Genomic DNA, 21,791 nt, shown 5'->3' with positions numbered 1-21,791 from the left:
TCGGCGCAGAGACTCATCGGCAGCAGCCGTTCTCTCGCGCGTCGCTACTCGACATCTCGAAACGTGGAGAACGGCCGCCTCCGCCGCCCCGGCAAGAACCCGCAGATCAGCGAGTCGGGTGACCCGCCGGGTCAGATGCCGAGCCCAGGGCATCCCAGTGGACCACCCGGCCGCACCAGCGGTTGAGAAGTATGTGGTCGTGACCGACGGCGAGCAGACCGGCGCCAGTCGAGGCGCGGTAGTCCTCGACGGCCGTGACGAGTGCGGCGCTGGTGGAGGCGTCGAGCAGGGCGGTCCGCCCGTCGCAGATCAGCGAGCGGGAGCGCGGGCCAGGCAGACGCGTTGGAGCTGGCCGTCGCTGACCTCGTGGGGGCGTCGGGTCGGCAGACCGGGTGCCAGGCCCACCGTGGGGGCGAGTTCGGCGACCGGGTCGGGTGCTTCGGCCCGTCGGCCGTTCGCGCGCAGAGGCCCGGCGATGAGGTCGGTGAGCCGTAGCCGGGGGCCGCGGAAGAGTCTGGGCTGCTGGAAGACGCCGCCGACGGCGGTGCGTTGGGCGCGCGGGGCTCGGTGGCGCCAGTGGTGTACCGGCTCGCCGTCCAGCAGCCGAGTGCCCGCGCCGGGGCGGTGGAGGAGCGCCGAGATGCGTGCGAGGGTGGATCTGCCGCAGCCGCTGGGCCCGAGAAGGCCCTCGGGGAATATCGGAACGGAAGTTAGCGGTAGCGGGACGATCTTGATTCCGGTTCGGTGACGTGGCTGTTTTACCTGGTCAGCGGTTTCTACGGTCCTCGGCATGCCTGTTGAGTACTTGTCTGCTGAGCAAGCGGCCCGCTACGGCCGGTTCGCCACCGAGCCGTCCCCCGGGGAGCTGGAGCAGTTCTTCCGTCTGGATAAGAAGGCGCTGGGTCTGGCGCGGGCGAAGCGCCGTCCGGCGACGAGGCTGGGGTGGGCGGTGCAGTGGGGCACGGTGCGGATGCTCGGGACCTTTCTGACAGAGGACCCCGCCGTGGTGCCGGCCTGCGTGGTGCGGTTCGTCGCCGAACAACTCGGCGTCGGCGACGAGCATTTCGCCGAGTACGGGGCACGCTCACAGACGGTGTACGAACATGCGTGGAAGATCCGCGACGAGTACAGCTACCGGGACTTCGCCACAGGTGAGGCGGAGCTGGGGGAATTCCTGGCGGCGCGGGTGTGGTCGTCGTTGGAAGGGCCTCGTGCCCTGTTCGACCGGGCGGTGGTGTGGCTGGTGAACAACCGGGTGCTGTTGCCCGGGGTCTCGACGCTGGCCCGGATGGTGGCCGCCGTACGGTCGGAGGAGAACGACCGGCTGCATGCCGCGCTGTACGAGGCGGTCCCGTACGACCTGCGCACCGAGATGGTCCGGCTGCTCGAAGTGCCGGAGAAGAAGCGGGTGTCGGAGCTGGAACGGCTGCGGCTGGGCCCGATGCGCGTGTCGGGCAGGGCCATGGAACTCGCCCTGGACCGCGCGCGTGAGGTCCGGGGCCTGGGCGCCGGTGCGGTGGACGCCGGGCGCGTCCCGGCCGCGCGAATGACGGGGCTGGCCCGGTACGGGCTGACCTCGAAGGCGCCGACACTGAAGCGGCTGGAGGTCACCAGGCAGACCGCCACACTGCTGGCGACAGTGCGGCATCTGGAGACGGCAACGGTGGACGACACGCTCGATCTGCTGCACGCGCTGATGGCCACCAAGCTGCTCGCGAAGGCCGAGCAGATGGGCAACGACGCCAAGCTCAAGGCTCATCCGCAGCTGCGGAAGGCAGCGAAGAAGGTCGCCGGGGCGGTCGACGCACTGATGGGACCCCACCCGCGACCGACACCGGCGAACTCGTCTCCGTGGTCGACGCGTGGTCGGCGATCGAGTAGGTCGTTCGGGCGAGCAGCTGGCCTAGGCGCTCGCCACGATCGCCGCGGCGGCTCCGGAACGCCGAGGCGGAGTGAGGCGGCGCTGCGGGCTTCTTGCAGCGGTGGTGTCCGACCGTTTCAGGCCTGAATCGGGCTAGGCCTGTCCGGCGCTCCTCCGCGCACCTTGTAGACACCCGGGCTTACCTCGTCGGACCGCGCGGCGACGATCGGCGCCAACTCGCTGGGCCACAGAGTTCTCCGGTCCCAGACCGCTCCGGGAGGAAGTTCCATGCCCACGGCTGAGACGAGGGTCGCTCGGTTCAGCACCGCACCGGTCAGGTCCGCACCGGTCAGGTCAGTGCGGTTCAGGTTCGCACCTGTCAGAAGCGCGTGAGGCAGGTACGCGTCAGTGAGGTCCGCGTGGGGAAGATTCGCACCGGTGAGGTCCGCGTGGGGAAGATCTGTGGCGATCAGTTTCGCGTGGGGCAGTTTCGCGTGGGGCATGTAAGCACCAGTCAGGTCCGCGCGGGTCAAGTTCGCGTTGGTCAGGTCAGCGTCGCGCAGATATGCACCGGTCAGGTCAGCGCCGGTCAGATCGGCGCGGTTCAGGTTCGCACCCATCAGTAACGCATGAGGCAGGTTCACGCCGGTGAGGTCTGCCTCCGCCAGGTCCGCGTTGATCAGGTTCGCGCGGCTCAGGTCTGCCTCCGCCAGGTCCGCGCCCGTCAGGTCCAAGCGGCCAGGTGCACGCCACTCAAGTCCAGAGGGGCGCTTGAACTGGGCGGCTTCGGGGACTGGTTCCCGAGGCGTTTCTTCCGCTCGCTGTGCGATAGCCGCAGCAGTTGCGGTGATCGAAGTTGCGGGGACGTTCGGGCACGCAAGGTAGAGCAGGCCACGTAGGGCGGCTTCGTGTCGTGCACGCTCGGTGTCCGTCACCACCCCTCCAGGGTAGGCCAGGGGGTCATAGCGGGCCCCGTCCCCGCTTGACGCAGATGGGGCAGCGGTAATCAGAGAGCGTGTTCAGCGCTAGCAGCAGTTGGACGGCTTCATTCTCGGCACGGCGGACGGTTCCTGTCACATCGGGCTGAGACAATGCCGCCGCGCCCATAATCACCTCGATCACGCTGGTGAAATGCCTTTCCGCGAGCTTCCAGTCGGGCGCGGGATCCGGTGGAACAACGGCAAGGGGGTGACGCACGCCGAAGGCAAGGACCGCCTCCTTGACCGTCTCGGCGCCCTGCTTGTACACCTCGTGCAGCGTGATCATGCGCTGTCCCCGGACGAGGGCGGCGGCCCTGGATGTTCGGCTAGGCGCCGTAGTTCGGCGAGGACGTCGGTCAGTTCGCGGGCATGGTGAGCCTGGATCTGCTCAGTGATGACGTAGCCGGCCGCTGCCCCGATGATGGCCGGGATCACAGCCCAGCCGGTCAGGGCGAGTGGCCAGGCACACCATCGAGGGCGGACGTCCGAAGGCGAGGTGATCCCGGCCATCACGTCGTAAGCGTTCTCCCAACCGATCAGGAGCCCGTTCAGTAGGTACAGCGCCGTGCACAGTGCCAGCACGACGGTTCCGCGGCTGACCAGCCAGTAGCCGAACCGAGGCAGAGCGTGGCGGTCGGCCCATCGGGCCCGTAACCGGTGCCGTCGGCCTGGCGGCGGGGGACCGCCTGACGGCGGGGCGGGCGGGCGGGGCACGCTGTTCACGCTAGAGGTCAAACCGCCCGGTCGGGAAGAGAACGTCCGGTTCCATGAGCCGAGTTGGGGTGCGCGTTAGGAGGTCAGTCGGACGCCATCAACTCGTTGCCGGTAGAGCGCCTTGGGTGGTTCTCACCATCGGAGGGCCCGCCGTCCGCACAGTGGCAACACCTAGAAACCGTCTGCAGAAACGGTGCGGCCCACCGTGCTGTGGACGCTTTCAAAATCGTGATCGTCGACACGCTGTTCCCGGTCTGGCCAGCACGCTGCTCAACCTGGGCGCGGCGCTGTCAGAAACAGGCCGGCATGAAGAGGCACTGAGCACCGCAGAGGAAGCGGTCACGCTCTACCGACACCTCACCGACACCGGCACTCACAGCCCTCGGCTCGCCGCCGCGCTGCACAATCTCAGCCTCCGTCTGCCAGAGGCTGGACGGTCAGACGAAGCACCCACAGCGCTAGGCGAAGCCATCTCCCTACGACGTCACCTAGCAGCGAGCAACCCGGACGCTTTCCTCCCCGACCTCGCACAGTCGCTGACCGCGGCAGCGGGGCTACGGACCAGTCGGCACCAGGACCTGGACAGAGCCCTGGAAGAGGCTGGGGAGGCCGTGGAAATCTTCCGCCGGTTCGCCGCGCAACTTCCTGCCGTGTTCACCAGCGGCCTGCACCAAGCGATGACGACGCAGGCAACGGTCCTCGACGCGCTGGGACGTTCCGACGAAGCCGAGCAGATCCGCCGCTCTCTGGCGCCACCGGATTCCGGAGAGACGACGGACATCCAGATCCGAACAAGAAATGAAAATCTAGAAGAACTGCAATCACTGCTGCGATGGCTGCAGGAGCAGCCAGGCTTCCGCGGACGGGCCCGGATTTTGACGCAGCCCCGGCCCGTGCCGAAAGGGCTGATGATGGGCACAGCAGGTCTGGCAGCGCTGCTCGTAGGCGTGCCGGGGGCGTCTTTGCTGGCGGCAGCTTTGCCAACATGGCTCGCGACGCGACAGCCAGCGCACACGACCCTCGAGGTCATCACGCCGGACGGGCGACAGGTCACCGTCAGCGCGGACCAACCGGACAAGGCCCGGGCCGCGCTGGAGTCTCTGCTCGGCCAGGAAGAATAGCGATCGTGCTGCTGGCACGGCAGGCCTTCCAGCGGGGCGTACAGGCCCTCGCGCAGTGGGTGGAGCGGGAAGGCGCGGACCGGGCGGTGCCTCGCGGGCACAGCGAACAGATCACGGTCGACGGCAAGACGGAGCCCGTGGCCGTCAAGCTGGGTGTCTGGGTCTCGAACACCAAATCGAGGCGGGACAAGCTCAGCGCCGAACAGCTCGCGACCCTCGTCGAACTCAGTGTCGACTGGGCGGGCGCACCACCGAAGCAGGCCGCCCCGGCCCCGACGGACAACGGCCCGGCGCAGCCCCATGTCACCGGAGGTGCCGACGCAGGGGCGCCACGTCCCCCACGCCGACACGCTGACGGACGAAGAGAACGAAGCCGAGGCGGCTCGCGGCCGGGCCCGCATGCAGCGTCTCACCGAACTAATGCGCAAACACACCAAGGCCGAACTGCTGCGCATGGCATACGCGGGCGGCCTGGTGAACACCACAACTCCCCCGAGAAGTGGCGCAAGGACGAAATCGCCGCCGCCGTCGCGGACTGTGAACAGGCACCCCCATGACAGCCAGCCATCCTCGCGATCGGCACCCGACGGCAGCAGCTTGGTCACCCGGTGACAGCCATGATCACTACCGCTGCGCGACGTGAGCAGGGACAGCCATCCCATCCTTGCTGACGCCCATTCAATGCCATCACCGCACCCATTCACACTGGCGTGGCGGCCCGTCGTGCTCCGGCGTCTGCTGGCTACCGGCGCAGGCGCGAGAACAGGCCGGGCCGCCCGGACGCCTTCGGATCGGCATCCGGCACGGCGATGTCGGGAGTCTGCGCGACACCGGTGTCGCCGAAGACGGCCTGTCGCACGGCATCCCAGTCTTCGCAACGCCACCAGTCGAACAGACAGGCGCTGCCGATCACCGGCACGGTCAGCGCGTCGGCGAACGCGCGGTCGGTGTAGACCTCGGCGTCCCGCTGCGCGGGTGGGAGCTTGGTCTGGTGGTTGACCACCAGGACGCCACCATCAACAGGCTCGCTCCCGGTCAGACCGGGCCAGGTGTTCAGGTGCTTGAGCAGTTTGTCGGGCAGGCTGTGCGGCGGTCGGTTGTTCGCCGACTTCACCTCGACCAGGACTCGGCAGCCGCCGTACTCGGCCAGCAGGTCCGCCGACTTGGTGCCGAACACCTCGTCGAGGCGGGTCACCGCAGCGCCGACCGCCACGAGGACCTCGTGCACCGCATCCTCCAGCGCGCGGCCGGTGCCGAACACCAGACCGTCGCGCAGCGGATCGGCCACGGCCCGCAGCTCGGCGAGTTGCTGCTGCAGCTCGGTCTGCCGCCGCTCGTGTGCGCGCTGCTCCTCGGCGATCGTCTCGACCAGCCCGGCTTCCGCGTCGGTGGCGAATGCCGGGTCGCGCAACAGGGTCGAGCGAGCGCGGGTCAGCGCGCCGGGCACGTACGCGGGCAGCGCGTGCTGGACCAGCCACTCCACCAGGAGCCGCTGGTCGGTGCCGTGGGGAACCACGAACCACCGGGCACCGCCGCCCTCCGGCATCCACACCCCCGCCACCGGGTCGCCGCGGCCGTCAACCAGGATCGGGCGGAGCTCCCCCTCCCCCGGCGGCGGCCACATCCTGGCAGCTCCGGGGTTCGAGGACCCGGATTCCTTGAGGTGGGTCAGGCGGAACCAGGTGTCCGGGGGACGGTTGAGCAGTCGGGTGCCGAGGTCGTGTTCGGCGTGGTCCAGGCCGTCGGCGAGTTGGGGACTCACGCCGGTGGGGAGCGGGTTGGCGGAGATCGAGCCGTAGTGGTCGGGCAGGTGGATGCCGGGAGCGACGGTGCCGGAGAAGACGTTGTGGCTTCGTTTGCCCGCGCCGGGGCAGGCGACGACGAGGGCAGTCTCACCGCGCTGCCGGGCTCCCGCGGCGTAGCGTTTGTAGGGCTCAAGGCCGGTGGCGGGTCCGAGGACAGGAGACAGAACGGCCGCACAGTCGCCCGTCTCCTGGCCCTTCCACCGCGGCTCCACCCCGAGCGCCGCCCAGTCCACCACTCCCGGCCGCACCGCCGGGGCGGGCCTGTGGTCCGGCCCGGCGGACGTGCCGATCACGTTGGGGGCCGGGAGCGCTGGCGGTTCGCCGACGATGTGCAGGGGGATCGGGGCGGCGCTCGGGCCGGGCGTGCTCATGATGGACACGGTAGCCGCCCCAAGGGCGCGGGCCCGCGTCAATTCCGGGGCACCGCGGCCCGGGTCGAAGACGCGCCGCACCGGTGCAGCAGCTGCCACCGACAGTCCGGACGTCAGTGAGAATGCGGCGACGGCGCGGGCATGGCAAAGGGCTGGTCCACGGGGCGCGGTGCGGGCCAGCCCTCCCGGTTCAAGTCCGGCAGACGGAACGGGCGTCCAGCGCCGTGCGCAGGCGTCCCGCGATGGGCTGATACCGCTGGACGAAGCTGAGGTCCTTCAGCCGGCCGGGCTCGGGCAGCTCCCGGTGCGGGGAAGGCCAGCGCTCGGAGATTGCCCAGCCGAGGGGGCGCAGCCCGGCGCGGTTCATGTCCCGGTCGACGCCCGCCAGGTAGTCCTCATCGACGGGCAGCTCCCCGTTCGACTGCCAGATCAGCCCGTCCAGATGGATGGGCAGATGAGGAGATCCGAAGAGGAAGCCCAGACAGCGCTCGCGCAGAACCGCCGCGCTCTGCTCGGGGCTCAGCGGGACACCCGCCTCTTCGCCCCTGGGGCCTGGGAGTGCGGTCCTGCAGTCGGTGTGCGGGAAGATGCCGATCTCCCCGAGAACAACATGCGCTGTCGCGTTCTCCCGGTCGGGGTAGGACCAGCACTTCGGCAGAAGGACGATCACGTCGTAGGCGTCGACGAAGCTGGCCACCGCCGCCGTGAGCGGACTGCGGTCGGTGCGGGGCAAACCGCGGTCACTCTCACGCGAGGGGTGGCGGACCTGCCACATGCAGGTATGGCGTGTCAGGAGGCCGGGGCCGTCCGGCGACGCCCACAGCGGGGGCCGGCGAGGTGCCGCACGCACCTCATGTCCTGCGGTTCCTGGCTGAGCGCTCGGGGAACCTCTACTACAGGATGCTAACCGGCACGAGCGCACCAGCCGAAGACACCAGCCGCCGAATTCCCTCGAACGGGCGAGGTCAGGGTGAGGGCGTGAGTCGGTGCCAGATGAAGATGCAGCTCTCCAGGCTGGCGAGTGACGGCCAGCGCAGCACGGACCGGATCTTCTCGGGTCCCACCAGGACGACGGGCATCCGGCGTTCGCGGTCCTGGAACAGGCTCCACAGTCCATAGACGTACTGCAGGGCCTCGGTCCGCAGCAGATGGGCATCGCGTACGACCACCACCGGCAAGGAGCGGCGGGCGAGTTCGTCCTCGACAGCCCGCTGCGCCTCGGCCAGCCGTCGCGGCCGGACACCAAGGTGCAGAGCGGCGTGGAACGCGTCCAGGAGCGCCGCGAGGGTGCCCGGCGAGGCGGTCGTGACCATGACGGGGTCGGCCCCGTCGCAACGGCTGAGAGCGGCCTCCACCACGGCCTCACCCTGGACGTCCTCCGGCGCGATGACACACAGCAGCGCGCGGGTCTCAAGGATGTAGCCCAAGTTCTCGGCAAGTGTGGAGAACACTTCGTCGGACACGGCCGTGGCGGCCTCACCCATGATCCCTCCCCGGGGAATTGCGTACGGGACGCCACCAGTCCAGCACGTTCGCTGGCGAAGGCGGCATGGACGTCATCACGGCGCAGATTGACCGGGCACGGTCGGGACGTGAGCGGCTGTGCGCCTCCACGATGAGTCTCATCTGCTCGCGCGGGCGATCCGACACAGATGGTGCTCCGTCCTGGCGCGTCAGCCCCCTGTCGGCAGTCCAGGCAGCACGACTCCGAGGTAGGCGGCGAGAACGCTGCCCAGCGCACCACTGGCGACGGGCGACAGAACGGCCATCGTCTGGGCACCCCAGCGCTGGAGACGGCTTGGATCGGGGTTAACGCTGGTGGCTTCCTCTTCCATGCGCGTCGCCAGTTGGGTGATCTCAGCGGCATCGTCTTCGGCCAGCCCCAGGATGGGCACGGCCTGGCGGAGCGCGCGGGCGGCCATAACGACCTGGGTGAGGTCAACGCCGCTGTGCGTGGCCGCGTTCAGCGTGAAGTCGCGGCTGTTCGCGGCGATGTTGCCCGTGTTCTGCCCGATGTGGAAAGTGGTGTTCCCACTGGTGTTGCGGCGTTCATACGCGCCGATGTCGCCCTGGTAGTTGTCCACGCAGTCTTCTCCTTCGGCGGTGATCTCGGCCTGCACGGGCCCGTCCGAGCTCCCGTTCCGGTCACCTTTGATCAGGCCCTTGGCGCTGAGATACGCGGAGGCCCGGTCGACGTCCCTGTCGGTGAGGCGTTCGCCCTCGAAGAGGGACAACGGGTCGTTCAGCACGTCCGCGACGGCAGGCAGCAGGATGTCGTCGTGTTTGCGGTGCCACAGCCAGACCAGCAGGCCCTGGCGTGCGGCGGCGGCCCGCGCGGCCGGATCAGCGCGTCGGCGCCTGCGCTCCTCCATCCACTCAAGGCCGCGCGGAGTCAGGTTGGCTTCCGGACCGTCATGGGTCGTGTCGCGGTCGCCCAGGAACCGTTGGCCCTTGCAGAACTGCAGGAGCCGGTAGGTCTGGTTCTCGGTGAGGCCGTGCAACTGCCCGAACTCGGTAATCGGCACCCCGCCCAGCGGATCAGTTCCCGTGCGGTCGTAGACCCACTCCACGAGCGGTTCGTGCAGGGCGGAGAAGTCGGCGGACACAGGGTGCTCCCTTGCTCGGTACGACAGACTTATTGGTGCTCATGGCTTTTCGATGAAGGGCAGTCCGACGGCGGCGAGTTTCGTCTGCAGGTTGATGTCCCTGGTGGCCACGTAGACGGCGGAGCCGGGGTGTCGGGACTGCAGCAGCAGAGTGGAGGCCACGAAGCGGTCGTCGGGCACGTCGAGGTCGAGCCAGTTGGGCAGTCCGTCGCCCTTGGGTTCGATGTGCTCGAAGAGGGCGTGCACATCGCCGGCCACTCGTACACCGCGTAGGACGTCGCCGTTGGTTCGCAGCCCTTTCAGGCGGCGGTCGGCCTTCTTCGCCGCATCGCGGATGTCGGGGTTGCGGCCGGCGAGCTTGTGGTCGTCCAGCTCCCGCAGGACAACGGGCAGCAGGTGAACCATGTACCGATTCCCGAGCAGCGGCGTGTAGACCGCCACATCGGGGTCATCGAGCAGCATGTTCGTGTCGACCGCCACACGCACCGCCCAGGCGTCGTCCGGCAGGAGTTCGCCCAGCTTCCGGAGCGTGGCCACGGCCGCCTTGACCTTGTCGATTGCCTTGTCGATGCTGGCTGGCACGGTGGTGTCCCGGGGCCGTACAAGCCAGCGCTGCAACAGGCCAAGGGGCCCGTCGAGGCGCTTGGTGACCTCCGGCGTCGGGTGCGGGAACAGCAGCCGGAACAACGGTTCCCATTCCCGTACACGCCCAAGGAGTTCCATCCTTCGCGTCTCGAGTTCGGGGCCGCTGGGTACCCAACCCCACTTCGCGGCACCGAAGTGCACGAAGCCACCGGACCGGCGGTTCGGGTCGACGTTCCGGATCTGCGAGTCCGCAAGGATCTTGAGGAAATCCGCTTCGATCAGGTCCAAGTCGGACCGGAGGCGTTCCAGGTACGTCGGCGGGGCATGCGTGGCGGCCATCTGCCGATGATGCCGCACACCACTGACAGTCCGTGCCGGGCAGGGACGCTCAACGATCGAGCGCGGGAAGGCCGGCCAGGCCTGTGTCGAGCATGATGCGGTCGACGGTCTCCCTCAGGGTGCTGTCGGCGCCGATGACGGTCTCGGTACCCCCGGACAGGAGATCGAGCTCCCGGTACCAGTCCCGCAGCTGCGGCTCGCTGACCTCGCTCGCGATCGGTTTGGCGGAATGGCGAACGAGGGTCTGCTCGAACGGCACGTGCAGGTAGTAGACGTGGGTCGGGCCACGATGATCGGCGAGCAGGCGGGCGAGCATGTCGCCGTAGTGGTCGGCGTACAGAATCCCTTCGACCACTACGTGGTAACCGGCGTCCAGGGCGTAGCGGGCGGTCAGGTCGATCAGCCCGATGTTCGCGGCACCCGGCCGGTCCCGCTCACGCAGGACCATCCGGCGCAGGTTGTCCTGGCCGACGACAGCCAGGCCGCGGCCGAAGCGGTCGCGGATGCCGGCTGCGACGGACGACTTCCCCGACGCGCTGTTGCCGCGCAGCACGACCAGCCTGGTTTCTTCGGTGCCCACCATCACACCGGTCACGCTACCGGCCGCCAGCAAACGTGCGGAACGACTGACAAATCGCGGGAGTTCCCGTGACCCACTGCGCCTTCGGTCAGCCGACGTCCGAGGCGTCACTCTGAAGAGCATACAGGCTGATGATCTCGCCGCAGATGATGTAGGTGTTCAGCGCGCACAGATTGGCCGTCTCGAAGGCCATAGCCGCGTGCACGGCCTTGTTGGTCATGGTGTCCACGGCTACGAACCGCTCGTAGAAACCGGTGATCATGACGTCGGTCAGCTTGTTGTTCGACTTGCTCTCGATCGCCTGCTTGGTGAACTCAAACAGCCGGTTGCGGTGACGGGCATCGTCGAGGAGGTGGCCCGTGGCCGACGGCTGGTCTTGCGGCGGCAGCACGTGGTCGACGACGGCCTTGAGGATGCGGCGGCACGTCGTAATGGCCTGCGACAGCTCCTCCGCGACGTCCCGGTCGGGTGAGATCTCAGCTGCTTCCTGGAGCCGCCGGTAGACCGCGTTGAACTGCTGGAGGAGCTCGGGAACACCGTCGGCCAGGAGCTTGTCCACCTTGGCGCGGTAACCGCCGAAGATGGACTCGTTGATGCTGGTGTAGCCGAAGCGGCGCTCCCAGGAGCAGAGCAGGGCGAACGTCAGATGCCGGGTCCGGGCGACGATTCGTCCAGTCAGTTCCCTCGATGCCAGGTCGAACTTGTAATCGACGCGATCGCCGCTCTCTTTGATCTCACGCAGTTCCTGGTCCCAGAACTCGATCTCCGTCAGCGAGTGAGGCTCCACCAGTTCCTCGCCGGTGTCCGCCTTCGTGAACTTGCGGTCGGTCATGTACTGGGTGAAGGCCTGCTCAGCGGGCCCCGTGGCAGACCCCCAGGTAGAGGGGTCCGCCATCAACATGCGGGAGGCCTCGCCGTTGCTCTGCCGATCGCCCCCTGCCGGCCGTAGTTCAAGAGAGAGACGGATCGCGTGCTTGGTGTCGCCGATCAGGTTGGCGATTCGCACGGCACGCCGGACCGAGACGTCCAGAGGCTTGTCGTCGAAGTCGTCCAGCGCCTGCCGCACGAGTTGGAGGATGTAATCGCTTGATGCCACGACAGAACCTTAGAAAGTGTGCGGTCAGCCCCGCATCGCATTAATCGTGATGACCCCGCCTGACGCCCGTTCAACGACCGCTGCGGCACTCGTACACCGCGAGCCGACAACTCCTTCACCGCAACCCGGGCACGTTCGGCGTCCAAGCCGTCGTCAAGGGACTCCAACGCGGCGGCCTCCGACACGCAAACGGAACGGGGCAGGCCGTCGTAGGCGGAGAGCCGGTACGCAACGGTGCGACGGGCCTCCTGTTCCTCATCGCTCGCCCCATCAGTGGACGTTAAGTCCGCTTCTGGTAGCGGCCTCGTCCGGGTTGGGTGAGGAAGCCTTGGCGGGTGAGACGTCCGAGGCGGCTGCGGGTGATGTTGACGGATGTCTCGTCGGTGGGCATGCCGAGGCGTTCGTGCAGCTCACGGGCCCGGAACTCCCGGTCGGGATGCTGGTTGAAGGTGTTCACGATGGCCTGGTAGGCGGTGTTCGTCTCGGGCGGTGCGGCTTGGCCTGAAGCCGGTACGAGTTCGGCGATGACCTTCCGGGTGGTGACCAGGTTCGCGAGTCGCGCTTCGGTCTCGGTCAGGGCGGCGGTCAAACGCTGGATCTGGTCACGCAGTTCGTCGGCACAGGCTGCGGTCTTTTCGTGCTGGGCCTGGAGGTCGGCCAGAAGCTCGATGACGTTCACGCGGCCAGTCCGAGGGTGTCGCGCCAGGCTGGACTCGGTGTGGTGAGGCGGCGGGTCATGTTCGCGATCGAGGCCCAGTAGACGCGCGAGGCGGACGTGTCGGGCCGGTGATCGTACTCGCGGGCCAGTCTGCGGTGCAGCATCAACGTGCCGTTGACCTGCTCCACGATCCACCTCTTCGGTTGCGGAACGAAGCCTTTGCCCTGCTCGGCCGGGTTGCGGCGGACGACTTCGACGTGGATGTCCAACAACGCGCCATGGATGAGGACTTCGTCCTTGAAGCCTGGTCCACCAGAGCCTTCTCCAGACGCATCCCGCACCGCTTGGCGGCCTGGTCGAGCAGGACGGTGCCGGCCGTGTTGTCGTGGGCGGATGCGGCCAGCACGACGACGCCGATGATCAGCCCCAGCACGTCGACGGCCAGTCCCCGCTTGCGGCCCGACACCTTCTTGTTGACGTCCAGTCCCGTCGTGGTCTTCGGGACACCCGCGGCCGCGCGTACGGACTGGGTATCGAGAATCACGAGGGACGGGTCCTCTAATCGCCGGGCTCTCTCCCGTACCTGGCAGCGCAGGAGTTCCTGGATTCGCTGGTCAAGGCCGTCCTGGCGCCAGAGTGTGAAGTAGTAGAACACCGCCGACCAGGCTGGCAGGTCATGGGGCAGGTAGCGCCACTGGCAGCCCGTCCGGTTCTGGTAGAAGATCGCGTTCACTACCTCCCGCAGATCGCAGGATCCGGGATCTCCGGTCGCTGACCGTGCCACCCGGTCCTGTTTCCAGGCCGTGATCATCGGCTCGATCAACGCCCACTGCTCGTCCGCTAAGTCGCTGGGGTACGGCTCTCGCTCCATGCCCGCATCTCAGCATGCACATGTCCAGCGGATGGCCTACCCGACAATCAGTACCTCGATCGAGCGATCACGAACCGAGGAAGATCGGACTTAACGTCCACTCAGAGGTGAGCGGGAAGACCGCAGCCTCGTACATCGCGATGCTCAGGAGGACCGCGTCGGCGATCCCTTCCGCATAGCCGTCGCCCCTGGCCCCCCAACGGATGTCATTGCGGGCCGGGGGCGGATGGCCATTCCGAATCCCGCGCCCGTGCCGGCGGCAACCGAGCCCACCAGGGCGCCCGCCCAGTTGGCCATGGAGAAGCCGAAGCATGCTCCGCTGCCCACCACGCCCATCAGCACCGCAATGGTCATCACGTACACACGGGTACGGAGCGGGATCGTCATGGCCAGCAGTATGCCCACGCCCTCGGGGCCTGCGACCGGGGTGGTACTCGTGAATGGGGCTGGCACCGCTGACAGGGGTCCTGTTGTCAGTGGTGCCGGGGACACTGGTCGCAAGCCTCAGCGCCGCAGCTGAGGGGACGGTATTCCTGGACGAAGGATTGGCACATGCTCACTGAAGCGCTCATGGCCGCGGCTGGAGCGGGCGGTGCTGCAGTCGTCCAAGCCGCCGGCACCGACGCATGGACTGGTCTACGGCAACGCGTAGCCCGTCTCCTGGGGCGCGGGGACCCTCAACGCGAGCGGACGGAGCTGGAGCGCCTGGACCGAACCGCGCAGGCACTGGAGGAAGCCGATGTCACCGGCGAGACGGAGCGGGTTCTCCTCCGCCAGGAGGCATCGTGGCAGACCCGCTTCGAGTCGCTCCTGGAGAACCTGGAAGATTCCGAGCAGCAGGTCGCGGCCGAACTTCAGGCACTGGTGTCGGAGCAGCAGGAATTCGCGGCCCGCCAGGGCGTGTTCGGCAACACCTTCCACGGCCCCGCCGCTCTGCAGGTCGGCAACCACAACCAGCAGGAGAACCGCTTCCATATCGCGAGCTACCTGCCCGCACCCATAGGCCCCCGGGTCGTCCTCCAGGTCTCCAACTCCATCCCTGTCTACGATCTACCCGACGGCAGTCAGAACCTGGGCGATCATTTCGTCAGCGTGGAGGCGGTCAACACCGGAGACCAGCCGATCGCCATCACCAGCTGGGGCATCGAGCTCCCCGGTGACCGGCGCATGTTCGTCACACGAGGGGAGAACTGGGCAACTCCGCTCCCCCACGTGCTCACCCCCGGCGCCCCTCCCGCACGGTTCCTGATCCGAGCCGATGAACTGCGGCGGGTAGAGCGAGAGCAGCACATCCCGTACGCGCAGATGCGGCCCTACGTGGGGCTGGCCGACGGGGCGGTCGTCCACGCCGACCGCAGCGTGCCACTGACCTAACGGATGGAAGCGGTGATGAGGGGCGGGCTGCCAATGTGTCTATAATTCGCCCATTAATCCCATCTACCCTGCTCGGTCGCCTTTGGCGGGCGGCGGTGGTGCACGCCCGAAAGAGCGCGTCGATTTCATCGTCCTGGAGCAGCAGGAGATCGCAGACCGGGCCGCCGGGTTCGTAGCGGTAGGGGCCTGCGTAGGTGCAGCCGATAAGTTCGTACAGGGTCCGGTCGGCGGTGTTGTCCGGGCGGACCAGGAGCGAGGCGTAGCCGGGGAGAAGTATTCCAGGAGCTCTGCGTGGATGACGGGAGCCGACGCCCTGGGACTGGCACGGCGAGCTAAGCGAGGCCCGATTCGCACTGTCACGCCCAAGTAACAGAAAGTGGGCAAACCAAGCCTCCACCGCTCTCCTTCGTCATGGTGTGAAATCCAGCATGCGAGAGGAGCACTTGTGCCGGAGCCTACGAATCCCGTTCCCCCGCCTCCTTCCACGACTCCAGGCGCACGCCGAAGCACACGCGGCGTAGCTCTGCAGGGATACGCCGCCGTGGTGACAGCGGTTATCGCCGTTCTCACCTTTGCCATTGGATTCGTGGGTCTGCCGGCGGCGGGCGTCACCTCCCCCTCCGCACGAACCGCCACCGCGACAGTAACCGTCACCGCAACGACCACACAGGATGTGACAGGTAGACGGCAAGGACCGACGGCGAGCCCTGGTACAGAGATTTCTTCTTCGGAATCGTCCATCGCGACACCAGCATCACAACCGAAGCAAAGGTGGAGCGGGGCTCTGCGGCTGCAAGCGTACAGTGCCATGTTCGACCTCGATTCCGTTCCCCCAGAGCCAGCCGATTCGCCCGACGAGGACCTGTACACGCTTGGGGTCGTGAACCTCCGCCTGCGGTTCATTGAGCACGACTACGCCTTGCTCCCCGAAGGAATGCCGAAGACGGCTCTTTCCTGCGTGAACCTGCTCAAGACTCGTCCCGAGAGCGGGCTAGACGTGCAGAAAAGCCGCTCGGTATGCCTCTACACGGACCATGGCGTGGCGCTGGCCACCGTCACGTCCCTCGAGGAGGGCGGGGCCGCCGACATACAGGTCACGGTCTGGGATCTGTGACACTGGGCGGCCACCGTCATGAGATCAAGCTGGACGCTCCCTGTCGAACGTGCATGGGAGGCCCGGGAGGAGATGGCCGCCTACCCCAGGCCCTTTCGAGAACGCGGCGGAGCCCGCTGCCGCGTGACGCCGTCAGGGCCGCGCTCGTTGGGCAGCGCCTGCGGAGCCTGCCCAACACCTTCATTCCGGTCATCCCGGCCAAGCCGTAAGCCCTCGTATCCCAGACGCGGGCGGAGCGGGAACCTGGAAGCGTGTCACGAGGACTCGGGCGAGTACAGCGGGCCGTGCTGGCGTACGTGCTCAGCGAGCCCGGCGGCCTCAGCACCGTCGACGGCACCCCGCTAGCCGCCTCGGTCACCGGTCTCGCCCGCGTCGTCTACGCAGTCGACCGACGCCCGGCGTGCCGCCGAACGGCGGGCCGTGTGCCGCCTCGAGGCGGGCGGCCACGTCGTAGTCCACCGTCGGCCCGTCGGCCGCACCTACACCCAGCAGCGCGCCCACCCTCGCTCCTGGCCGCCGCGCTACGACCAGCGCCTGGCGGTGTGCACCGGCAAGGACGGCTGCCCGGGGTGCGCGTCGGGCGACAGACCGTCGACGTACTTCACCGCGGACGTGGCAATGTTCATCGAGCACTACGGCAGCCACGCCGAGGGCGACCGGCAGCTGTGGCGGGCAACCGCGCACGGCTGGCACCTGTACCCCGTCCCGCTCCCCCGGCCCGCCGCCGACTACCGCACGTACAAAGTCGAGATCACAAAACTGTTTGTACGGCGGGTTCTGACCGCCGCAGAGCGCGCTCAGGCCGGACAGCGGGTGCGGGCCTTCATCCGGCCCCACGTCGACGCCATCCGCGCCACGCTCCGGAGCCGCTGACCGGCACGGACGCGGGTTATCCACAGGCCCGAACGCGATCGGTGGTTCCTCCGTACGCTGCTGCCCGAGTCGATCACACAGGGGTGTGCGGGGTGCGGGAAGCGATACGGCATGGTGGTGGAGGTCATGGCGCAGATGCCGGACGACCGGGCCCGGAGGGAAGTGATGGCGCTCGTGGAAGTCGGACGGATGGACTCCCTGGTCCCGCCCGCCGCTTCTGCTTCCTTCGGACGCCCGCAGAGACTCGGGCGTCCGCGTAGGTGGCCGTGCCAGCCGAGAGCCAGGAAACGCGCAGGAGCGTGGCGGCAGGGCCGATTGCGCCGGGCCCGAACTTGTCACGGATGCGGTCGCTGACTTCTTCGGCGACGAGCTGGTCCTCGCGGGTGTGGTCGAGGCTGATCTGCTGGGCGACTTGGTCGGCGCCGACCAAGTCCTCACCCCGAAGAACGAGGCCGGTAAGGCGGCCCCGCTGGAGGCCTGCCGCTCGATGAGCCGGTACGCCGTAGTCCTCAGATCTTCATCGTGCGCGGACGCCTCCGGCAGACGCCGCGTCTTCTCTCCGGACGGTCCACCGCCGAACCTCAGTATCAAGGCCAGGCCGCGGGCCCCCTGCTCGCGTCGGCGCAGCAGCAGTCCGAGCTGGACGACCAGATCGAGGAGCGCCGCGCGCACTTCGGCTCCGTCCGGGTTCTGCCGGGGAAACCTGGGGCTGACGGTGGTGGAGGCGGGCAAGATGCGCGGGGCGACAGGGCGGGGGCCGATGACGCAGGCGCGGTCGGCGGCCAGGCGTCCGGCGCGTCCTCCGAGGACGCGCTGCACGGTGACAGGCGGGAGCGCGGCGAGCAGGCCCACACAGCCCACGCCGAATTTCCGCAGGAGAGTCGCCTGGCGGGGTTCTCTGAACTACCGCCGACAGCCTGTCAATCAGTCAGTGGCTGCTGGTATACGAGTCCGCGTCTTCGTGGGCAAGCCCCATAGCTTGTGGGCTCGTGACCGATGATCCGAAGAGGCCCTCGAATCCCCACGACCTCGGCCGAGTGTTCAACGAGGTCCCGGAACTCTACGACCGGGCTCGGCCAGGATACCCCGACGAACTGTTCGCGGACCTTGTCGCCGTCACCGGCTTGGACGAAGGGTCGTCGGTGCTGGAGGTGGGCTGCGGTACTGGTCAGGCGACGCCTTCGCTGGCAGTACTCGGGTGCTCAGTGATCGCCGTCGAGCCGGGCGCGGATATGCCCACACTTGCTCGCCAGCGGCTCGTCTCCTTCCGCTCGGAGCCGGGGCGCGGCGATCGGCGACTCGCTGGTGCTGCTGATCATCTACCGCATCTTCTTCGGCGACCCCCGCCGATGAACCACCGGCCGCGCCGTCCGTAGTCGGCCCGGGCCCGGGCGCCAACCATCACCAGTCAGGTCGACGACGCCTCGATCACGCCTCAAATGACACCAAAAACAAGGGAGTTGGGGCGTTACGATGGTTCCCCGGTGACGACCGGGACGTGGGTCCGCCGAGCAGGGGGTGGGATGTGGCCTACGACTTGCGGCCGCGCGAGTACCGGATGAAGCGGTCCCGGATGTTCCTGTACCTGGTGCCGATCGTCGCGATCACTCTGGGCATCCCGTGCGCCATGGTGGCCGACGGCGGTCCGTCCGCCTCGGTCACCATCTCCTTCAGCGTCGTATGCGTGACGTTCACGGGGTGGCTCTGCTACGCCGCCCCACGCTGTGGCACCAGGGTGGACGTGGAGGGGATCCATGTACGTGGCATGGTCACGCTTAAGCGGCTGGTCTGGGAGGACGTCCAGGACATCAGGGCGGAGGGAAATCCGGCCGCGGAAATGCGGAACGACGGGCCCGCCGTGCTCGTGTTCGTCTACGGCCGGGATGGCCGCAGGATGATACTGCCGTCCGTCGACGATCAGCACGTCGACGTCGAGCGGGAACTCGCGGTGCTGACGGCTGCCTGGCAGGAGCTGCGCGGTGGGGGCTGGTCGCCGGACTCGGAGGCCGCAGTCCTCATCAGCCAGCGCCGTACGCGTCGGCAAGCCCTCTGGGCCGGCTTCGCCTCCGTTCCTCTGGCGTTCTTCCTTGTGCTGGTGCTGGAACTGCTGCAGTTCTCCGTTGACATGCCTGGATGGTTGAAGGCGATGCTGAACCCGTTCGTGATCCTGGGTGTGGTGCCCGTGGTCTTCACGCTGACCGTGATCGCCTCGTACCGGAAGCAGTCGCACAACGACTGACCCGCGCCGTACAGCGATCACCGGCCGACGGACGACCCACAAGCCGACCCGGGTGGAACTGGAAATGTGGCAGCACCCGGCCACGGTGGCCGCAAGGGCCGGGACGTTGACCGACCTCATGAATTCACGGCGACTGCCGCCGCGGTGACTGCCCGTCACATCCCAGAGGAAGGACGCTCCGGTACAGGAGATGCTGAGGTCGTACCGATGCGGCCCGCGATCTGTGGGAAGGCCGGCATCCCGAGATGGATCGCCGTGCTGCGGCGGGCGGCCTCGGCGTCGATCTGGGCGAGCTTGTCGCGGGCGCCGGTCAGGCTGACCTGGAGGCCCTCGATCTCGCCGAGCCAGCCTTCGCGTTCGGCCTCGGCGATCCGGGCCTGCAGGTTGTCGCTGATCTCCGCCAGCCGTGGCCGCTGGGCGAGGTCCGGCCGAAGGAGCGCGCACCGGACGCACGCGTGCTCGTGGATGCAGGACGTGCCGAAGGCGCGGGCGCAGATGCCGACGGACAGCTTGCGGCGTTCGAAGTGGCCCAGGAAGGCGTCCCACTCCGCGCTGGTGGGAGTGCGGTACTCCTCGGCGGGGCGCTGGCCCCGGCGGCGGGCGAGGAAGGCGCGGTGCGCCTCGATGGCTTCGGCGGGGTAGGCGGCCTTGTAGCCCATGGTGATGGTTTTGTGGCCGCAGATCACCTGGACGATGTGCGGGGGGAGACCGGAGAGAATGGCGTCGGTGACGAAGATCCTTCGGAAGTCGTGCGGCTGGTAGTTCAGCGGATCGCCGGCCGTGGCGGTAAGCCCTGAGGCGGCGAGCGTCTCACCGAGAGCCTTGCGGATGGTCTGGGCGCAGACGGGCCGGTTCTGTCCGGCGCTGCGCCACTGGAAGAGCAGAGGCAGGGGCCGGTTCCACCGGCGTTCGCCCTGGTCGTAGGCGGCGATGAGCGGGACCGTACCGTCGGTGTCGCGCACGCGGGTGACCATGGCGGACGGGACATCGGCGAGTTCTGGGCTGACCAGCAGCAGGCGCTCTTCATCGGTCTTGGAGGGGGCGATCTGCAGCAATGGCACCACTTCGCTGGTGTTGGGCAGGGTGTACTGGACGATGCTGTGGTGGCTGATCTCCAGCATCTCCTCGATGCGGGTGCCGGTGTGGCGGAAGAACTCGATCGCCGCCCACCCCCAAAACGCCCGGTTCTCGTCCGCCACCAGGTAACGGCGTCGCCCACTCCCGTCGGTGGCCCGGGTCGGTTCCAGTCCGGACTTGCTGGCCCGGGTTTTGGTGAAGGTCCCTTCCCCGACCGTGAAGCGGGCTCCCAGCGGGGCGTCCCGGAACGTCGACAGGCGTTCCTGCGCCTGGCGCAGGAGGAGTTCGGCGGTGCGCAGCACGACGGGCAGGGTGGGCATGCGTTCGCGGGTGCTCTGGTCGGTGCGGGCCTTCACTCATCGGTTGTGCTTACGGGGAGTGATGTCGGAATCCCTGACCGGGCAGGGGGCCACCCACGGGCCCCAGCGGGCGGGCTCGTCCGCAGCCCAGGTGGCGAGGTCGAGGTAGAAGGCGCGTACGGCTGTGAGCAGGGTGCCGGGGTTGAGGCGGGGCGCGGTGCTCTCCACGATCTGGCCGTCTGCGGCGCGGCGGCGGACGGTCTTGGTGCGGATGCGCTCCTTCCAGGCCGCGGCCGTCTCCGGGCTCAGGTTCAGGGAGTCGATACCCGGGTGATGGTGTTCCAGGTCGGCCCAGAACCGAGCCACCAGTGTCCGAGAGAGATCTTCGAAGGTGTTGTAATCCAGTGCGGGACGTCGCTCATTGAGATATTCGACGAACAGATCGCGTACCGGCCGGCACTGAACGTGGTAGCGGTCCACCAGTTCCTCGGTGCTGGACTGGCCCGCGTACGTCGACACCGATCGAAGCGTCGCGGACGCGTTAGGTCGTGTCCGCAAAGTGGTTGGCGCGTTGGTCTGTTCGTGGTGCGTCGTCATGAGCTGACTGATCAGGCATGGGCAGTGATCGAGCCGCTGCTGGTTCCGCCTCGGATGGGACGGCCGGTGCGGGACCGTCGTCAGGTCCTCAACGGCATCCTGTGGAAGCTGTCCACCGGGGCGGCCTGGCGGGATCTGCCGGAACGCTACGGGCCGTGGAAGACCGTCTACGAACGCTTCCGCCGCTGGTCGGCCGACGGCACCTGGGACCGGCTCCTGGCCCACGTCCAGCAGCACTCCGACGCGATCGGAGCCGTGGACTGGTCGATCGTGTGTGTCGACTCCACTGCCGTGCGGGCCCACCAGCATGCGGCCGGGGCCCGAAAAGGGGGCTCTGGCCGGGCGAGGCGACCGGCCGGTCCCGTGGCGGGCTGACCACGAAGATCCACCTTGCCTGCGACGGGCAGGGCCGTCCGCTGGCCTTCACGATCACCGCCGGGAACGTCAACGACTGCACCCAGTCCGAGCCGGTCCTGGCCCGCATCCGCATCCAGCGATGCGGACCCGGCCGACCCCGCACCCGCCCCGTCCAGGTGGCCGCGGACAAGGGCTACTCTTCCCTGAAGATCCGCAGCTACCTGCGCAGACGAGGCATCCGGGCCGTGATCCCCGAACGCATCGACCAGATCAA

At 68.0% G+C, this 21,791-nt stretch carries 20 protein-coding genes and 6 pseudogenes; 10 read left to right on the top strand and 16 right to left on the bottom strand.

Annotated features, from left to right (window positions below; translation table 11 throughout):
- Positions 1-106 precede the first annotated feature (106 nt).
- Positions 107-792: pseudogene (locus CW359_RS42930) on the bottom strand (ATP-binding cassette domain-containing protein).
- Here CW359_RS42930 and CW359_RS42925 point away from each other — a divergent pair.
- Positions 791-2,008, top strand: a complete 1,218-nt coding sequence (locus tag CW359_RS42925; protein WP_105975688.1) for a DUF4158 domain-containing protein — start codon at positions 791-793, stop codon at positions 2,006-2,008. The pseudogene CW359_RS42930 and the gene CW359_RS42925 sit on opposite strands and share 2 nt — an antisense overlap.
- On the opposite strand, the gene CW359_RS42920 is transcribed toward CW359_RS42925, so the two are convergent.
- The 3 genes from CW359_RS42920 to CW359_RS42910 are packed head-to-tail and all read right to left on the bottom strand — an operon-like array spanning position 1,999 to position 3,555.
- Positions 1,999-2,799, bottom strand: a complete 801-nt coding sequence (locus CW359_RS42920) for a pentapeptide repeat-containing protein (RefSeq protein ID WP_232838853.1) — start codon at positions 2,797-2,799, stop codon at positions 1,999-2,001. The genes CW359_RS42925 and CW359_RS42920 overlap by 10 nt on opposite strands.
- Before the next feature lie 22 nt (positions 2,800-2,821).
- The gene (locus CW359_RS42915; protein WP_105975686.1) at positions 2,822-3,127 is read right to left on the bottom strand and encodes a hypothetical protein; all 306 of its coding nucleotides are present in this window, start codon (positions 3,125-3,127) and stop codon (positions 2,822-2,824) included.
- Complete coding sequence (locus CW359_RS42910; protein ID WP_269805627.1) at positions 3,124-3,555, bottom strand: DUF6313 family protein; 432 nt, start codon at positions 3,553-3,555, stop codon at positions 3,124-3,126. The genes CW359_RS42915 and CW359_RS42910 overlap by 4 nt, the downstream gene beginning before the upstream one ends.
- Positions 3,556-3,608: 53 nt before the next feature.
- Here CW359_RS42910 and CW359_RS47760 point away from each other — a divergent pair.
- The 3 genes and pseudogenes from CW359_RS47760 to CW359_RS47755 form a co-directional block, all read left to right on the top strand.
- A pseudogene (locus CW359_RS47760) lies at positions 3,609-4,028 on the top strand (tetratricopeptide repeat protein); the annotation flags it as partial.
- Positions 4,029-4,166: 138 nt separating this feature from the next.
- The gene (locus CW359_RS47000; RefSeq protein WP_232838852.1) at positions 4,167-4,676 is read left to right on the top strand and encodes an effector-associated constant component EACC1; all 510 of its coding nucleotides are present in this window, start codon (positions 4,167-4,169) and stop codon (positions 4,674-4,676) included.
- Between the two features lie 5 nt (positions 4,677-4,681).
- A complete protein-coding gene (locus CW359_RS47755) occupies positions 4,682-5,233 on the top strand; it encodes a helicase associated domain-containing protein (protein WP_408647589.1) in 552 nt (183 codons plus the stop codon).
- Between the two features lie 185 nt (positions 5,234-5,418).
- On the opposite strand, the gene CW359_RS42895 is transcribed toward CW359_RS47755, so the two are convergent.
- From CW359_RS42895 to CW359_RS42850, 9 genes and pseudogenes are all read right to left on the bottom strand, one after another.
- Positions 5,419-6,852 (bottom strand): hypothetical protein, encoded by a 1,434-nt coding sequence (locus tag CW359_RS42895; RefSeq protein WP_232838851.1) that lies wholly within the window; start codon positions 6,850-6,852, stop codon positions 5,419-5,421.
- A gap of 190 nt (positions 6,853-7,042) precedes the next feature.
- Positions 7,043-7,585, bottom strand: a complete 543-nt coding sequence (locus tag CW359_RS46990) for a hypothetical protein (RefSeq protein WP_232838850.1) — start codon at positions 7,583-7,585, stop codon at positions 7,043-7,045.
- A 232-nt stretch (positions 7,586-7,817) separates the two neighbouring features.
- Positions 7,818-8,336, bottom strand: coding sequence for an AAA family ATPase (locus tag CW359_RS42880; protein WP_105975683.1), 519 nt, complete (start codon positions 8,334-8,336; stop codon positions 7,818-7,820).
- 189 nt (positions 8,337-8,525) lie between these two features.
- Positions 8,526-9,458 (bottom strand): hypothetical protein, encoded by a 933-nt coding sequence (locus tag CW359_RS42875; RefSeq protein WP_105975682.1) that lies wholly within the window; start codon positions 9,456-9,458, stop codon positions 8,526-8,528.
- A 39-nt stretch (positions 9,459-9,497) separates the two neighbouring features.
- Positions 9,498-10,382 carry a PIN domain-containing protein gene (locus CW359_RS42870; RefSeq protein ID WP_105975681.1) on the bottom strand — a complete coding sequence of 295 codons (885 nt, stop codon included), beginning with the start codon at positions 10,380-10,382 and terminating at the stop codon, positions 9,498-9,500.
- 49 nt (positions 10,383-10,431) lie between these two features.
- Positions 10,432-10,965: a kinase gene (locus tag CW359_RS42865; protein WP_198655591.1), complete on the bottom strand. Its 534-nt coding sequence runs from the start codon at positions 10,963-10,965 to the stop codon at positions 10,432-10,434.
- A gap of 85 nt (positions 10,966-11,050) precedes the next feature.
- Positions 11,051-12,028: a hypothetical protein gene (locus CW359_RS42860; RefSeq protein ID WP_157968745.1), complete on the bottom strand. Its 978-nt coding sequence runs from the start codon at positions 12,026-12,028 to the stop codon at positions 11,051-11,053.
- A 310-nt stretch (positions 12,029-12,338) separates the two neighbouring features.
- Positions 12,339-12,737 carry a hypothetical protein gene (locus tag CW359_RS42855; protein WP_198655588.1) on the bottom strand — a complete coding sequence of 133 codons (399 nt, stop codon included), beginning with the start codon at positions 12,735-12,737 and terminating at the stop codon, positions 12,339-12,341.
- A pseudogene (locus tag CW359_RS42850) lies at positions 12,734-13,587 on the bottom strand (IS5 family transposase). The gene CW359_RS42855 and the pseudogene CW359_RS42850 overlap by 4 nt, the downstream one beginning before the upstream one ends.
- 552 nt (positions 13,588-14,139) lie before the next feature.
- Between CW359_RS42850 and CW359_RS45635 the strand changes: the two are divergent.
- From CW359_RS45635 to CW359_RS42825, 3 genes are all read left to right on the top strand, one after another.
- Positions 14,140-14,961: a hypothetical protein gene (locus CW359_RS45635; RefSeq protein ID WP_157968744.1), complete on the top strand. Its 822-nt coding sequence runs from the start codon at positions 14,140-14,142 to the stop codon at positions 14,959-14,961.
- An 808-nt stretch (positions 14,962-15,769) separates the two neighbouring features.
- Positions 15,770-16,075 carry a hypothetical protein gene (locus CW359_RS42830; protein WP_105975676.1) on the top strand — a complete coding sequence of 102 codons (306 nt, stop codon included), beginning with the start codon at positions 15,770-15,772 and terminating at the stop codon, positions 16,073-16,075.
- Between the two features lie 420 nt (positions 16,076-16,495).
- Positions 16,496-16,948 carry a hypothetical protein gene (locus CW359_RS42825; protein ID WP_105975675.1) on the top strand — a complete coding sequence of 151 codons (453 nt, stop codon included), beginning with the start codon at positions 16,496-16,498 and terminating at the stop codon, positions 16,946-16,948.
- 534 nt (positions 16,949-17,482) lie between these two features.
- Here the strand turns inward: CW359_RS42825 and CW359_RS47435 are convergent.
- Positions 17,483-17,620, bottom strand: a pseudogene (locus CW359_RS47435) (hypothetical protein); the annotation flags it as partial.
- A gap of 317 nt (positions 17,621-17,937) precedes the next feature.
- Here CW359_RS47435 and CW359_RS46980 point away from each other — a divergent pair.
- Both CW359_RS46980 and CW359_RS42810 read left to right on the top strand, forming a co-directional pair.
- Positions 17,938-18,156 (top strand): annotated as a pseudogene (locus CW359_RS46980) (class I SAM-dependent methyltransferase); the annotation flags it as partial.
- Positions 18,157-18,473: 317 nt separating this feature from the next.
- Positions 18,474-19,187 (top strand): PH domain-containing protein, encoded by a 714-nt coding sequence (locus tag CW359_RS42810; protein ID WP_105975674.1) that lies wholly within the window; start codon positions 18,474-18,476, stop codon positions 19,185-19,187.
- A gap of 155 nt (positions 19,188-19,342) precedes the next feature.
- Here CW359_RS42810 and CW359_RS42805 read toward each other — a convergent pair whose 3' ends face one another.
- Complete coding sequence (locus CW359_RS42805) at positions 19,343-20,620, bottom strand: site-specific integrase (protein WP_105975673.1); 1,278 nt, start codon at positions 20,618-20,620, stop codon at positions 19,343-19,345.
- On the bottom strand, positions 20,621-21,082 hold the full coding sequence (locus CW359_RS42800; protein WP_105975672.1) for a hypothetical protein: 462 nt from the start codon (positions 21,080-21,082) through the stop codon (positions 20,621-20,623).
- 63 nt (positions 21,083-21,145) lie between these two features.
- On the opposite strand from CW359_RS42800, the pseudogene CW359_RS42795 reads away from it, so the two are divergent.
- A pseudogene (locus CW359_RS42795) lies at positions 21,146-21,791 on the top strand (IS5 family transposase); the annotation flags it as partial.

The organism is Streptomyces geranii (assembly GCF_002954775.1).
In the GTDB taxonomy this organism is placed as follows: domain Bacteria; phylum Actinomycetota; class Actinomycetes; order Streptomycetales; family Streptomycetaceae; genus Streptomyces; species Streptomyces geranii.
Note: the sequence above shows the minus strand (reverse complement) of the source record. Positions and strands in the feature narration are given on the sequence as shown.